This window comes from Vibrio sinaloensis (assembly GCF_000808535.1).
In the GTDB taxonomy this organism is placed as follows: Bacteria; Pseudomonadota; Gammaproteobacteria; order Enterobacterales; family Vibrionaceae; genus Vibrio; species Vibrio sinaloensis_D.
On the sequence record NZ_JWLV01000008.1, the window covers coordinates 12,768 to 26,503 of the forward strand.

The following is a 13,736-nucleotide window of genomic DNA, read 5'->3' on the forward strand; positions in this document are numbered from 1 at the left end:
GGGAGAAAGGTATAAATAGCGGTATACCCACTTCGACTAACACGGATGATCAATATGTTTGAAAAAGTAGTTGCTGCTCCGGCAGACCCTATTCTTGGCCTTACTGAAGAGTTTAAAAAAGACGCTCGTGCAGAGAAAATCAACCTTGGCGTTGGTATTTACAAAAACGAGCAAGGTGAGACTCCCGTTCTTGCGACCGTTAAGAAAGCAGAAGCGGCTTTGATCGAGACAGAAAAAACCAAGTCTTATTTAACCATTGAAGGTACGGCAGAGTACGGCCTAGCGGTTCAAAAACTTCTATTTGGTGCGGATTCAGACATCGTTACCCACAAACTTGCAAAAACAGCACAAGCTCCAGGTGGCACAGGCGCGCTGCGTGTTGCTGGTGAGTTTATTAAACGCCAACTGGGTGACGCTAAGATTTGGATCAGTAATCCAACTTGGGCTAACCACAACGGTGTGTTTACCGCTGCTGGCATCGAGACGGCTCAATACAGCTACTACAACGCAGAGACAAAAGATAAAGATTTCGCCGCTATGGTTGCTGACCTAGAAAAGGCATCAGCCGGTGATATCGTTCTTTTACACGGCTGCTGCCACAACCCAACAGGTATTGATCCAACAGCTGAAGAATGGGAAGTACTGGCTAAACTGGTCGCAAATAAGAAGCTTCTACCGCTGTTTGACTTTGCTTACCAAGGCTTTGCTAAAGGCGTTGAAGAAGATGCTCAAGGCCTACGTATTTTTGCACAGCACAATAAAGAGATCTTGGTTGCGAGCTCGTTCTCGAAAAACTTCGGTTTGTACAACGAACGTGTTGGTGCATTCACACTGGTAGCAGAATCAGAAGAAGTTGCGACGACTGCGTTTTCTCAAGTTAAAGCCATCATCCGTTCTATTTACTCTAACCCACCAGCTCACGGTAGTGCTGTCGTTACTCACATTCTGAATAACGCTGAACTACGCGCAGAGTGGGAAGCAGAAGTTGCAGAAATGCGTGACCGTATCCAAGAGATGCGCGAACTTTTCGTTGCAACACTGAAAGAGCAAGGCGTCGACGCTGATTTTAGCTTTATCGAGCGTCAAAACGGCATGTTCTCTTTCTCAGGCCTAAGCAAAGAGCAAGTCACTCGCCTAAAAGAAGAATTTGGTATTTACATTGTTGGCTCTGGCCGCATCAGCGTTGCAGGTATGACCAAGTCAAACATGCTGCCACTGTGTAAAGGTATTGCGGCTGTTCTTTAACAGCAAATGACGCAAAAGAGCCAGCAATTGCTGGCTCTTTTTTGTTTGTGGGTCAAAGATCAGTAATAAAATCGCATCGACAAGCCACCCTCATTAGTTGTCGCGTTACTTTTATGGCGATGTTTGTAAAACCCACCAAGAGAAATTCTTTGCGTCAGGTCATAATCGGCTCTCAAAACGTAAACTTCTTCATCTAACGTATCACTGCGCCGCACTTCCATGCTCCCTTCTGCGCTCCAGCTTGGACTGAACTGATATCGCGCAGTCAGATTGCCGCCCAACATAAACCGATGATCTTTGGAAATATACTTGTCCGTCTCGTTGTTGGTCTGATTCGCCCACAGCAGCCCCATTTTAACGCCTGCCAGCAAATCAAAAGAATCGAACATGGTGTATCGGTAAACGACACCCGGAAGAAGAGTATATATCTCTGTGGTTGTCGTTTCAGGGTGAATAAACCGCGCTTCATAGTCCAGTGCTAACAACCAAGATTGATCGAGTGAGTAATAACCGCCAATGGCGAAGGACGAGACATCACTATTGACACCGATATACTCATTGAGCGAACCCGCACTGACCTCGGCGTAGACGTAATCGTAATCAATAGGTGAAGTAGGTTCTGTTTGTTGGGCGAAAGTTGCCGTTGAAAAGGCAAAAACGAAGGGGAAAACTCGCCATATTGATGTCACATCCATGTCGACCTCTGCGATTTAATTGACCAAATTTAGAGAAAAAAGTGCTCTGTTTATAAATACAATATAGCGTTAATTTAGGTACTTATGGAGACTGAAGGCAATAAATTGGGTGTTGCAATACAGAAAACAAACACCCGAGAAAAGAGAAAGGCCTCGATTGAGGCCTTAAAAGGTGATCATAAATTCATCTTGTTGGAGTCTTTGAATATTTGCGTGTGCGCGGCTACTCATTCTCTCTATTTGTTCGTTGTCTAGTTCGTAAGGCATCACGAGTTTTATTTCTTTTATGCCTTCACTCTTCGCAAGCTGAACTAAAGTCACGATGTTTACTTCATCGCTTCGACTGGTTGAAAGTGACTTTAATGCTTGCTCCCACAAGCGGTCTTCTACTGATACCGTTTCTTTAATCGTATCTTTCCACGCCAAGCTAAAAATTGGTGCGAACGTGCTCATTGCTTCCAAGAAAGTCCATCTCTTGCTGCATGAGGCTCCGAGAAAAGATGTATAGTCAAACACAACACTTGTCTTGCCTTGATGCTCCATATCATCCCCCGTAATAACGGCAACACAGTGTTCTTAATATCTATCAAGGTCTTTGATATAGCAATAGGATATAAAACAATCATCTTTTATACCCCTTTTGCGTTTGAAAAAGCTATATAAAAACCAACGTTGTAACAACATGTGAACAACCTGAATATATAAGAATCCAGTTGCTTAATATTTTACCCTGTAAATAATTTCACTTAGCGAACATCAACAATGCGACTGGCTTTCTTGTATTGAACTCGCCATCCTTGCCATTTCGGTAACTCCCAACGCTTGGGATCGCCTTTGCGCAAGCCATTTTTATAGACCACGTAAACCAGTTTCTTTTTCGGCTGATACTCGACCGTCAAATTCAAATCACCCAACGCCAACTCAAAGGGGTAAGTTTGAGCGAAGTCGTCATACTCCCAGTACGGAACGCCCTCAAATACAAAATCGTCGCTACCGAAAATTTCTAACTCAGAGGCATCGCTGAGCTCTAGCAGATCAAGCTGCTGGGTAAACCAACTGTCAAAGTTGAGCTGAACAATGTCTATCTCTTCACCCGCCAAACCTAACTCGACATACAATTTCCAATGCTCAATTTGACGAGTCCGCTGTTCGGCGAAACCAGGCAGTAATTCACCACGCTTGACCTGCTCTAAGATCGGTTTGACTGCATACTCTCCTTGTGCGGGCTCCAATTTATGGGCGACCACGCGCCCCGCATAATGAAGCTCTAGGTTCAGCATTGCTTTCCCTTTATCATAATTCACCTCCCCTTGCTGCCACGCGCCCATTCCTAGCTTTTCAACCAAAGTTAGCTCTGCAGGCATCACAAAGGTCGCTAAATTTAGCGTCTGCTTCACACCACGCCCAGGTAGGCTGTGAGTATCTAATACAATCGCTGCTTGGGTACGTGATTTGATTCGAGAGTGTCGTCCTAGCAAGACTTCTAACTCACCGTTTGCTAGCGCGTCTTGGCGTTTTTCTCGCCGCACAAACAAGAGCTCTGGATGCAGCGATACAATCGCTTCCACTAATGCATTGCGTTCATAACGTGAAGCAACGCACAGTTGCGGCAATTCAAAGGCTTCACGCATCTGCTTTGCCAGGCCTTGAGCTTCTTTAAGTACCTCTGGTTCAACCGTAACTCCCGCTAGGGTTTCGCCTCTCACCAAACGAATCGCCAGTTCACCGTCACAACCGACCGGTTCCTCTTGATCGAGCTTTTCTAGCAATTCCTCATTTGAGGACATTCGATACAGAGTTGCCGGCGTTGCCAACACTGCCGTGAGATCGACCATCGCCTCTTTCAACGCTTTGCTTGGCATACGCGTGACAAGATCGGCGTATAGAGCGTCTATCGGTAATGGAGAAATATTGTGCCCATGTGGCGTCGCGAGACCGTGCTCATCGATTGCTCCCATCGAAGTCAACACACCGGTCGCTTGGTGGAGTGCTTTTTCCGGTAGCGGCTCGAGAAACTCAAGCGCAGTCAGTGGATGGCCGCAGTCGGCGGCACACAACATCGCTTCAGTAAGCGTTTCCCTGTGCATTTCGGGCGGAGTCACCGACAACAACGCCGCATGTTCTCCATAAAGACGAATACAAATGCCATCCATTACTCGCCCTGCTCGTCCTGCGCGTTGTTTGGCGCTGGCTTTGGAAATGTGTTTTAAGCTCAAGGTTGTGCGACCGTTGCGTTGCTCTGTCCGTCGTTCAAGCCCAGAATCAATCACGGCAACAATATTGGGGATAGTCAGGGAAGTTTCTGCAACGTTAGTGGCTAAAACCACTTTTTTAGTCGCTTGAACCGTCAGAGCGACTTGGCGCTGCTCATCAGTCACAGAAGCATGAAGCGGTGCAACAATTATATTTTCTATCGTCTTTAAAGCCGCTTGGCACTGAGTGATTTCTTTTCGTCCCGGTAAAAAGACCAAAACATCCCCTTCCATATCAAGCAATGCTTCAACTTCGGCTTTGACTCTTTGTTCTAGATGTCGACTATCAGGAAGCTGTCGTGAATCGGTCGCGCGATGCCCTATCGCGACATCGAAATTTCGCCCTTCTGCGAACAAACGCTCGGCACCAACATATTTGGCGAGTTTGTTGCCTTCGATCGTCGCAGAGGTAACCACTAGCCGATGTGTTGACCTCTTTTTGAGCAAAGCCACCAGCAAGTCGGTATCCCAACGTCGTCCATGAAACTCATCAACAATGATCGTCGAAAATTCAGCCAATTGGTTTTCTGCGTACCAGCGAAGCGCAACCCCAGGAGTGACAAAGACAACCTCACTCGCCTCACTGAATCGATTCTCAAGCTTGATTGCGTAACCGATGGACTCACCGACAGGCTCACTTTTTTGCTCAGCCAAAAATTGGGCAAGTGACGTACACGCAATGCGCCTCGGTTCGACAACCAACACCCGACCAGTTTGCGCAGCCCAAAGCGGTAAACAGGTCGATTTTCCCGATCCGGTCTCGGCTTCAACGATCAAATCATGTGACTGAATCTGGTCTAAAAACGTGGTTTTTATGGCGTTAATTGGTAGGTCGTTCATTGTTTGTCTAAAGTTAGCCGCAGGGCCGTGAAGTATATCTTGAAACCACCCTTGTTTGCAGGAATATCAGTTTACAACACTGGTTTGAATCCCTATCATTTTCGGGTTCCTGTTTCCATTGGTCTATTGGCCCTACACCCTACTTAAGGCAAGTGATGAATAACGATAAACGCCCTTTATACATTCCTTATGCTGGTCCAGCACTGTTAAGTACTCCGTTGCTCAACAAAGGCAGTGCATTTACCGCACAGGAGAGAAAATATTTTAATCTTGAAGGACTGTTGCCTGAAAATACGGAAACGATTCAAGAGCAAGTTGAACGCGCATATCAACAGTACTGCAACTTCGAAAATGATATGGATAAGCACATCTACCTGCGCAATATCCAAGACACCAACGAAACGCTATTTTACCGATTAGTTCAAAACCACATCTCTGAGATGATGCCAATCATCTACACCCCAACCGTTGGGGCGGCATGTGAAAACTTTTCTAACATTTACCGTCGCGGTCGTGGTCTTTTTGTTTCCTACGCAAACCGAGACCGTATTGATGACATCTTGAACAACGCATCCAACCACAACGTGAAAGTGATCGTGGTGACTGACGGCGAGCGTATTCTCGGCCTTGGTGACCAAGGTATCGGTGGTATGGGTATTCCAATCGGTAAGCTAGCGCTCTACACCGCATGTGGTGGTATCAGCCCAGCTTACACACTCCCTATCGTACTCGATGTAGGTACAAACAACCCGCAACGCCTTGCTGACCCTATGTACATGGGCTGGCGTCATCCGCGTATTACGGGCGCAGAATACGACGCTTTTGTCGAAGAGTTTATGCAAGCAGTTCAACGCCGCTGGCCAGATGCATTAATCCAGTTTGAAGATTTTGCACAAAAAAATGCGATGCCTCTTCTTGAGCGCTACAAAGATCGCGTCTGCTGCTTCAATGATGATATTCAAGGTACCGCTGCGGTAACCGTTGGTTCGCTACTCGCAGCATGCCAAGCTGCAGGCAGCAAACTTTCAGAGCAACGTGTCACCTTCTTGGGTGCAGGTTCAGCAGGTTGTGGTATCGCGGAAGCCATTATCGCGCAAATGGTATCGGAAGGCATTTCTGACGCACAAGCTCGCTCTCAAGTATTTATGGTTGATCGTTGGGGCTTATTGCAGGAAGGCATGCCTAATCTACTCGATTTCCAACAGCGACTGGTGCAAAAACACAGCAACACCGCAGATTGGGAATCAGAGAGCAACGGATACTCACTGCTTGACGTCATGCGCAATGCTAAGCCAACCGTATTGATTGGCGTATCTGGTGCTCCTGGCTTGTTTAGTGAAGAAGTTATCAAAGAGATGCACAAGCATTGTGCTCGCCCGATCGTCTTCCCATTGTCAAACCCAACAAGCCGTGTTGAAGCAACACCAAATGACATCATCCGCTGGACCAACGGTGAAGCATTAGTGGCAACGGGCAGCCCATTTGATCCTGTTGTTCTTGACGGCAAGACTTACCCAATTGCTCAGTGTAACAACAGCTACATTTTCCCAGGGATCGGCCTTGGCGTTCTTGCCGTTCAAGCAAAACGCGTGACTGACGAAATGCTGATGGAATCAAGCCGCGCACTGGCAACTTGCTCACCACTGGCCATCAATGGTCAAGGCGCATTGCTGCCACCGCTTGAAGCGATCCATTCCGTGTCGAAGAAAATCGCATTCGCCGTTGCCAAAAAAGCCATTGAGCAAGGCGTTGCGCTTGAAATTACGGATGAAGCTCTTGAAGAGTCAATCGACAGCAGCTTCTGGCAACCTGTTTACCGCCGCTATAAGCGCACGGCATTCTAACGCTATGATACAGCCCCTAAACAGGGGCTGTTTACATTATGAATGTATTCAATTTTCTTGCTCCTGCTGGCGCGTATCTAACCCCTTACCTCAATGAGATCTCAACCGCATTGATCGCTTGTTTGTTGGTGATGGCTGGCGGTGAAATAAACAGAGTGGTTAGGCGCGCATTACGAAACTATAACTTTGTCCTCAGAACGGTTGTTTTCATCTTGATTAACACCTTTGGTTACGGCTTAATCATCGTTAAAGCAACACCTTACCTGTCTCGGACACTCGCCAATCTTGATGCTGGCATCATGTTTAGCACAGTGGTCGTCAGTTTTATTATTATCGGGACATGGGCACAGCGGAACAAACAGATATAGTGAGACGACTTTTTCATCGCCATCAGAATACTCGCTCTTATTTAGCACTTGGGCTAAAGGCAACTAAGTATCTGTTGATACTCAGCGTTTTATCGGCGGCAATCTTATTGGCGGCTGACCGTTGGATCACTCATCAAGCCAAAGATCAGCTGTTTACTGATTACCAAACGTTGCCACATTTTGACGTTGCGGTTGTTCTGGGCACCAGTAAATACTTGGGCAAAGTATTGAATGAGTACTACAGCCATCGAATTGATGCGGCGATAACGCTGTTTCAACAAGAGAAAGTCGACTATTTTCTGCTCAGTGGGGATAACGCCCATCGCTCGTACAATGAGCCCTGGACAATGAAACGCGATCTGCTTAAAGCTGAGGTTCCAGAGGAGAAAATCTTCCTTGATTATGCTGGATTTCGCACGCTAGATTCGGTTGTCCGCGCGAAAGAGATTTTTGAAACCGACGATTTTCTTATCATCTCGCAAAAGTTTCACTGTGAACGTGCGTTGTTCATTGCCAACTCGCACAACATCAACGCTCATTGTTTTGCGGTACCGGGGCCGTCTCGTCATTCGGGGTTAAAGGTACGAATTCGTGAAGTCTTTGCGCGCGCGAAAGCCTTTCTTGATGTTTACGTCACCAATACTCAGCCCAAGTTTCTCGGCCCTAAAGAGCCCATCCATCAGGCTGAAAACCCTCAGGTTGAACTCTCGCCACTACCAACCTCAGTAGCGTTGCCTACTCACTGACCTCAACTCGATTGCGCCCTTGTTGCTTAGCCACATAGAGCGCTTCATCTGCGCGGGTGAGCATTTCGTTAACTCGCTCGTCACCTAAAGAAGCTACACCAATACTGGTCGTCAGTGGGTCGCCATGAATCCAAATGTGTGACTCCACTTTATGACGGATGCGTTCGGCAAGTTCAGCGGCGTCTTGGTTGTCTCTTCCGGGGCAAAACACCACAAACTCTTCCCCGCCCCAGCGAACCAAACGGTCACTGGCACTGAGCGCACTTAAAGCAACCATGGTGAATTCTCTTAACACATCGTCGCCCATCGCATGTCCGTACAAATCATTAACTGACTTGAAATGGTCGATATCAAGATAGAGAACCGACAATCGCTTACCAGCGTGCCCTGTCGCCGGGTAATGGATATCTAACCAATCACGAATCGAGTGGCGGTTCATCGCGCCCGTCAGCGCATCACGATTCGCCAGTTCAGCGAAGTGTATGTTTTGCTCTTTCAACTCTTTGTTGAGTTTGCGTAAGTGGTCTTGACGAAAGTGCGCATGCAAAATCAGTTTATGACTGCGGCGAATCTCGATCACGCTGTAAAGCAACGCAAGAGAAATCCAAAACAGCAACAAACCGAACATCAGCCCTTCGGCAGACACGTAGTACCCAATAAATTCAATACTGTGTATTGTCATTTGGTACTTACCTTCACTGTGCCCCGACCCCGTCGCGAGCTCGACTTTAGTGACATTGCTAAATTCAGGAGCAGAGTGCTGAATTGGCACTTTATTGTCGACCAACCACCATGTCATCACCTGTAGGTTTTTAATCGGAATGTCGATTGAGCCCCCACCCGAGCCCGGCGTATATTCAAGGCCGTTGTACTTTTGTGTGTACTCGTTGTCAGGTTGAGAATAGGCAGAGTTAAAATTGCGTAGATAGAAACGCATTCTTGGACTTTCAGGGCGATCAATCTGCTCAAAGTCAATGTTCATTTTCACCGTATGAAAATGAGTCAGGTCCATACCCTCAAAGATTTTGTCGGTGAGGCCAATAGACACGCCACAATAAGGCCAAGCGTAGTTCGCTGACTTGATCAACTCGCAGCTGAGAATCGCTTTTCCGTCCTCAACTCGGATAGATGAACGACTCTGTCCACCTGCAACTTGGTCATTGGTCGCGAGAAATTGATAAGCATCCGGGGAAATTGTGTAAACACGACTACTGCCATACATCCAATACAGTTGCATGATGAGTATCGTAACGACCACCAAAGAAAAAATGATTTTATGAACGATCTTCAATGAGGATTCCTAGCAGTTACAACTAAAGATACAAAATGCCGTTTTGGCAATACTACAACTTTAGTTCCATTTTATCTCTTTTTTACTGATGCATATGCAATAAAAACTTGAGGTCAGTCCTAAAACAACCCGCATGTCTGCCCGCTATTTAAACAAAAGAAATTTAGCACCCGTGTTATTTTTGGTGTTGATAAACCGTTTTGAACGCAGCTTTGCTATAATTCGCCGCTAAAAACACAAAACAAAAGAGCAATGTCATGTCTTTAATAGCAAAAGGTACGCTAAATAAAATGCGTGCTTCTCTCGAAGGCGAGGTTCACTATCGCCTTCCGGTCGGAGATGAAGAAATCGACCTAGCACCATTCATCGGTCAAACCCTGACTCTGACGCATACCGGTAGTATTTACTGCTGCTCTTGCGGCAAGAAAACCAAAAAAAGTTACTCTCAAGGGCACTGCTTTGTTTGCATGAAAAAGCTCGCTAGCTGCGACATGTGCATCATGAAGCCTGAGACGTGTCACTACGATCAAGGTACGTGTCGCGAACCGCAGTGGGGGGAAGAAAACTGCATGGTGGACCATTTCGTCTACCTTTCGAACACGTCGAGCCTGAAAGTCGGTATTACACGCCACACTCAAATCCCTACCCGTTGGATTGACCAAGGCGCCACACAAGGCTTGCCGATCTTTAAAGTCAAAACTCGTCATATCTCAGGGTTGATCGAAGTAGAGCTTGCCAAGCATATTGCAGACAAAACCAATTGGCGCACGCTGCTCAAGGGCGATGGTGAACCAATGGCGCTGGAAGAAAAGTTCGCCCAGCTGCTGCCGCTTGTGGAAGACAAAATCGCACAAATTCGTGCTCAATTTGGTGATGACGCAATTGAAGTGCTCAATGCAGAGACCACATCTATCCAATATCCGGTAACGCAGCATCCAACCAAAATCACTTCTCACAATTTCGATAAGAACCCAGAAGTGACAGGCGTACTTCAAGGAATTAAAGGCCAGTACATGATCTTTGATACTGGCGTGATCAACATTCGCAAATTCACCTCTTACGAAGTAGAAGTCAGTAGCTAGGATTTCTGCTAGCTTTTAGTGACATACAAAAGACCTCCAACTGGGAGGTCTTTTCATCGTTACGGGTTGAGGATCGCTTTGAGCTCATCAAACAAGAAATCGACTTCTTGGAGCGTATTGTAGTGCATGAAGCCAATACGAACGACACCGCCCGATTTTTCCAAGTCTAGTTGCCTCACCAAGCCCAATGCATAGAAGTGTCCATTCCAAACACACACATTGCGTTCACCGAGTTTGCGTGCAACTTCCTCGGGAGAAATACCATCAAAGGTCAGTGCAAAGGTCGGCGTGCGAAGTGCACTGTCCGCTTCTTTTCTTCCCCACAATGTGACGCCTTCAAGCTCATCCAAACGTTTCAAGAATCGCTCACTCAGAGCACATTCGTGTTGGTTGAACTGCTGAAACGAATCCACCAAACGTGTTCGTAGCGGGTCACCATCATAGCCCCATTGAGCCAAGTATTTGACCGCCGCAATCACACCTGCAAGCCCTTCAAAGCTCTGTGTCCCAGTTTCGAATCTTCCTGGGCCAATATCCGTTGCCGGTTCAACTTTATACGGCTGCAAGGTCTGAAGCCATTTCGGGGCAACGTAGGCAATGCCGACATGCGGTCCGAAAAACTTGTAGGCTGAGCAGGCGAGAAAATCGCATCCTAGCTTTTGTACATCCACAAGATGATGTGGCGCGTAGTGAACCGCATCGACATAAACCATTGCTCCGACTTGATGAGCGGCATCAACCACTCGCTTCACATCGACAATGGATCCCGTGGTATTAGACGCATACGTCAGCGCAACTAACTTGGTGTTTTGATTGATTAATGAAAGCAGATGCTCGATATCTAGAGTACAGTCATCTTCTACAACTCTTGCTTGATGAACAATAGCGCCTTTGTCTTCTGCCGCTTGTTGCCAACTCGACACATTCGAATAGTGGTCGAGCGCCGTTACGATAACTTCATCACCTAACTGCCAACCTCGACTAATAGAGCGACTAAGTTGGAAAGTCAGTGATGTCATGTTGGCGCCAAAGACGATGTTGTCAGCCGATTCTGCGTTCACGAGTGCAGCGGCGTGTTCACGGGCATCTTTCATCAGCTCAGTGGTACGTTTGCTCGAAAAGTAATGACCACCAAGGTTGGAATTATAAAAACCCAGGTAGGCGTTCATTGCCTCTAAAACTGACTGAGGAACTTGAGAGCCACCCGGCCCATCCAAAAAGATGACTGGAAGATCATCGTGAGTCTGCTGTAGGGCGCTAAACTGCGCCCTAACTAAATTAGGAGTGAAGTTCATTCACCGCTTCCTTCGCTGTTAATACAAATACATCCATGTGGCCCGCTTCGCCTTCAATAACCGAGCGGATTGGTGTCGCGTTGTGCCAAAGCTTGTTGTCAGCCAACATGGCAACTTCTCCACTTTGTAGCGTTTTACGGAAAAATGGCGCTTCATTAAAACTGTTGTAAAGCATGATATCGCCACCTTCAATATTGTGACGCCCCATACCGATCAAAGCGATGTGATCAAACCCATCCTGATGAACACCCTCTGGCGCAACTTGTGTTTCATCGTATACCGCTGAGATACGAATTTGGTGAATTTCGATCTCCTGCCCATTGGCAAGGCCATTTGCCTGAACAAACACTTCGCAGATTTCGCGCATTCCTTCGCTTGCTAATGTGGTTTGTTCTACAGGTTCGAATTGGCGAACAACGTTACCTTGAAAGCGATTGATTTCATCAGTTTGCATAAACTCGTTTTTATTTAGATCGATCACTTTGCCATCTCGAAATTCAACGACGGAGTAACGACGTAATCGATACTGACCATCTGCATGCTCCGTGTTTGGTAACTTAGTAAATGATGGGGCAAGTTGAGAAATGGCATTGTCGCTGAGTTTGGTGAGTTGTAGGGTTGTTTCGCGAGTATGTAACATCATCATCTCCTTAATGAGTGTACATAAAGTAATTTATTCTTAACATCTTGTTCACAACCATTATTTGCGTAGTTATTCCGTCAAATCAAGAATTTTTAGTTTTTATATCCAGCATTTTTACAAATTAAACACAAACAACCACAAAGTCATTATTTATTAGTGATAGAGACCAATATTGAACAATTCATAACTAAAAAACTAGAAGACTTCACTAACAAGGATTCATTTCGAAATAATTTCAATGGTTTACCGCCTATCCCAAACGCAAGAACGGCAACGTTTGCGTTCTAATCTATAACCATTTATTACAGTTCTATCTCTTGTGAACTGGCGGTTTACCCCCATATAATCGAAAGCGTTAAAAATTAATAAGCGTCACCGCTATGGAGCACAAATGAGCGACGTAAAACACAGTAAATTACTAATTCTTGGTTCGGGTCCTGCTGGGTACACAGCCGCGGTTTATGCCGCTCGCGCAAATTTAAATCCGGTGCTTGTCACAGGCATGCAGCAAGGCGGCCAATTGACGACCACCACTGAAGTTGAAAACTGGCCAGGCGATCCAGAAGGACTAACCGGTCCAGGTCTGATGGATCGAATGAAAGAGCACGCGGAGCGCTTCGAAACCGAAATTTTGTTTGACCACATTAATCAAGTCGATTTCAGCCAGCGCCCTTTCCGCCTGAAAGGGGACAGCGGTGAATACACCTGTGACGCACTTATTATCTCGACTGGCGCTTCGGCGAAATACCTAGGTCTTGAGTCTGAGGAAGCGTTTAAAGGACGTGGTGTTTCAGCATGTGCAACGTGTGATGGATTCTTCTACCGCAACCAAAAAGTGGCAGTTGTAGGTGGCGGTAACACAGCCGTTGAAGAAGCGCTCTACCTATCGAATATCGCGTCAGAAGTTCACCTGATTCACCGTCGTGATAGTTTCCGAGCAGAGAAAATTCTCGTTAAACGTCTGATGGATAAAGTTGAAAACGGCAACATCATCTTGCACACCGATCGCACACTGGAAGAAGTAGTTGGTGATGATATGGGTGTAACTGGCGTTCGCATTAAAGATACTCGCTCAGACGCGGTTGAACAGATTGATGTCATGGGTGCGTTTATCGCAATTGGTCACCAGCCGAACACTGCGATTTTCGAAGGCCAACTAGAGATGAAAGATGGCTACATCATTGTTCAGTCGGGCCTAGAAGGCAACGCAACCCAAACGAGCATCCCTGGCATTTTCGCCGCGGGTGACGTGATGGATCACAACTACCGTCAAGCGATTACATCGGCGGGAACAGGGTGTATGGCAGCCCTTGATGCAGAGCGTTACTTAGACGGTCTTGCAGACAGTCAATAATCAGCCGTCGCTAAAAGATATTTTTCATTTTTAGCTCAAATCCTTAAAGCCCTGCGGTATTCCCGTGGGGCTTTCTTTTGT

Annotated in this window: 12 protein-coding genes; 6 read left to right on the forward strand and 6 right to left on the reverse strand. The window is 46.6% G+C overall.

Translation table 11 applies throughout. The annotated features are described in order from the left end of the window. Positions 1-54 precede the first annotated feature (54 nt). A complete protein-coding gene (locus tag RJ47_RS05630; protein ID WP_039482309.1) occupies positions 55-1,245 on the forward strand; it encodes an amino acid aminotransferase in 1,191 nt (396 codons plus the stop codon). 59 nt (positions 1,246-1,304) lie between these two features. Here the strand turns inward: RJ47_RS05630 and RJ47_RS05635 are convergent, their stop codons facing one another. From RJ47_RS05635 to RJ47_RS05645, 3 genes are all read right to left on the reverse strand, one after another. Then, positions 1,305-1,940, reverse strand: coding sequence for an outer membrane beta-barrel protein (locus tag RJ47_RS05635; RefSeq protein ID WP_039482313.1), 636 nt, complete (start codon positions 1,938-1,940; stop codon positions 1,305-1,307). A 165-nt stretch (positions 1,941-2,105) separates the two neighbouring features. Next, entirely contained in the window at positions 2,106-2,483 is a 378-nt protein-coding gene (locus RJ47_RS05640) for a hypothetical protein (RefSeq protein WP_038134322.1), read from the reverse strand. Between the two features lie 203 nt (positions 2,484-2,686). Beyond that, entirely contained in the window at positions 2,687-5,032 is a 2,346-nt protein-coding gene (locus RJ47_RS05645) for a helicase-related protein (protein ID WP_039482316.1), read from the reverse strand. A 155-nt stretch (positions 5,033-5,187) separates the two neighbouring features. On the opposite strand from RJ47_RS05645, the gene RJ47_RS05650 reads away from it, so the two are divergent. The 3 genes from RJ47_RS05650 (at position 5,188) to RJ47_RS05660 (ending at position 7,990) form a co-directional block, all read left to right on the forward strand. Then, complete coding sequence (locus RJ47_RS05650; RefSeq protein WP_005471895.1) at positions 5,188-6,876, forward strand: NAD-dependent malic enzyme; 1,689 nt, start codon at positions 5,188-5,190, stop codon at positions 6,874-6,876. 38 nt (positions 6,877-6,914) lie between these two features. Next, positions 6,915-7,244: a DUF3392 domain-containing protein gene (locus tag RJ47_RS05655; protein WP_039482320.1), complete on the forward strand. Its 330-nt coding sequence runs from the start codon at positions 6,915-6,917 to the stop codon at positions 7,242-7,244. A gap of 71 nt (positions 7,245-7,315) precedes the next feature. After that, complete coding sequence (locus tag RJ47_RS05660; protein WP_419831524.1) at positions 7,316-7,990, forward strand: SanA/YdcF family protein; 675 nt, start codon at positions 7,316-7,318, stop codon at positions 7,988-7,990. Here RJ47_RS05660 and RJ47_RS05665 read toward each other — a convergent pair. Further along, complete coding sequence (locus RJ47_RS05665; RefSeq protein ID WP_231565936.1) at positions 7,980-9,281, reverse strand: GGDEF domain-containing protein; 1,302 nt, start codon at positions 9,279-9,281, stop codon at positions 7,980-7,982. The genes RJ47_RS05660 and RJ47_RS05665 overlap by 11 nt on opposite strands. A 257-nt stretch (positions 9,282-9,538) precedes the next feature. Between RJ47_RS05665 and RJ47_RS05670 the strand changes: the two genes are divergently transcribed. Further along, positions 9,539-10,363 (forward strand): DUF2797 domain-containing protein, encoded by an 825-nt coding sequence (locus RJ47_RS05670; protein WP_005472129.1) that lies wholly within the window; start codon positions 9,539-9,541, stop codon positions 10,361-10,363. 59 nt (positions 10,364-10,422) lie between these two features. Here the strand turns inward: RJ47_RS05670 and RJ47_RS05675 are convergent, their stop codons facing one another. Both RJ47_RS05675 and RJ47_RS05680 read right to left on the reverse strand, forming a co-directional pair. Next, positions 10,423-11,658, reverse strand: a complete 1,236-nt coding sequence (locus tag RJ47_RS05675) for a cysteine desulfurase-like protein (RefSeq protein ID WP_039482325.1) — start codon at positions 11,656-11,658, stop codon at positions 10,423-10,425. Further along, positions 11,642-12,301 (reverse strand): 2OG-Fe dioxygenase family protein, encoded by a 660-nt coding sequence (locus tag RJ47_RS05680; RefSeq protein ID WP_038213843.1) that lies wholly within the window; start codon positions 12,299-12,301, stop codon positions 11,642-11,644. Before RJ47_RS05680 ends, RJ47_RS05675 begins: the two co-directional genes overlap by 17 nt. Before the next feature lie 391 nt (positions 12,302-12,692). Here RJ47_RS05680 and trxB point away from each other — a divergent pair, with 391 nt between their 5' ends. Then, a complete protein-coding gene (gene trxB / locus RJ47_RS05685) occupies positions 12,693-13,655 on the forward strand; it encodes a thioredoxin-disulfide reductase (RefSeq protein WP_005471996.1) in 963 nt (320 codons plus the stop codon). Positions 13,656-13,736 lie beyond the last annotated feature (81 nt).

What these genes read in the sequence shown, in the direction of transcription:
- RJ47_RS05630 (WP_039482309.1), top strand. Translation starts at nt 55, where the DNA reads ATGTTTGAAAAAGTAGTTGCTGCTCCGGCAGACCCTATTCTTGGCCTT.
- RJ47_RS05635 (WP_039482313.1), bottom strand. Translation starts at nt 1,940, where the DNA reads ATGGATGTGACATCAATATGGCGAGTTTTCCCCTTCGTTTTTGCCTTT.
- RJ47_RS05640 (WP_038134322.1), bottom strand. Translation starts at nt 2,483, where the DNA reads ATGGAGCATCAAGGCAAGACAAGTGTTGTGTTTGACTATACATCTTTT.
- RJ47_RS05645 (WP_039482316.1), bottom strand. Translation starts at nt 5,032, where the DNA reads ATGAACGACCTACCAATTAACGCCATAAAAACCACGTTTTTAGACCAG.
- RJ47_RS05650 (WP_005471895.1), top strand. Translation starts at nt 5,188, where the DNA reads ATGAATAACGATAAACGCCCTTTATACATTCCTTATGCTGGTCCAGCA.
- RJ47_RS05655 (WP_039482320.1), top strand. Translation starts at nt 6,915, where the DNA reads ATGAATGTATTCAATTTTCTTGCTCCTGCTGGCGCGTATCTAACCCCT.
- RJ47_RS05670 (WP_005472129.1), top strand. Translation starts at nt 9,539, where the DNA reads ATGTCTTTAATAGCAAAAGGTACGCTAAATAAAATGCGTGCTTCTCTC.
- RJ47_RS05675 (WP_039482325.1), bottom strand. Translation starts at nt 11,658, where the DNA reads ATGAACTTCACTCCTAATTTAGTTAGGGCGCAGTTTAGCGCCCTACAG.
- RJ47_RS05680 (WP_038213843.1), bottom strand. Translation starts at nt 12,301, where the DNA reads ATGATGTTACATACTCGCGAAACAACCCTACAACTCACCAAACTCAGC.
- trxB (WP_005471996.1), top strand. Translation starts at nt 12,693, where the DNA reads ATGAGCGACGTAAAACACAGTAAATTACTAATTCTTGGTTCGGGTCCT.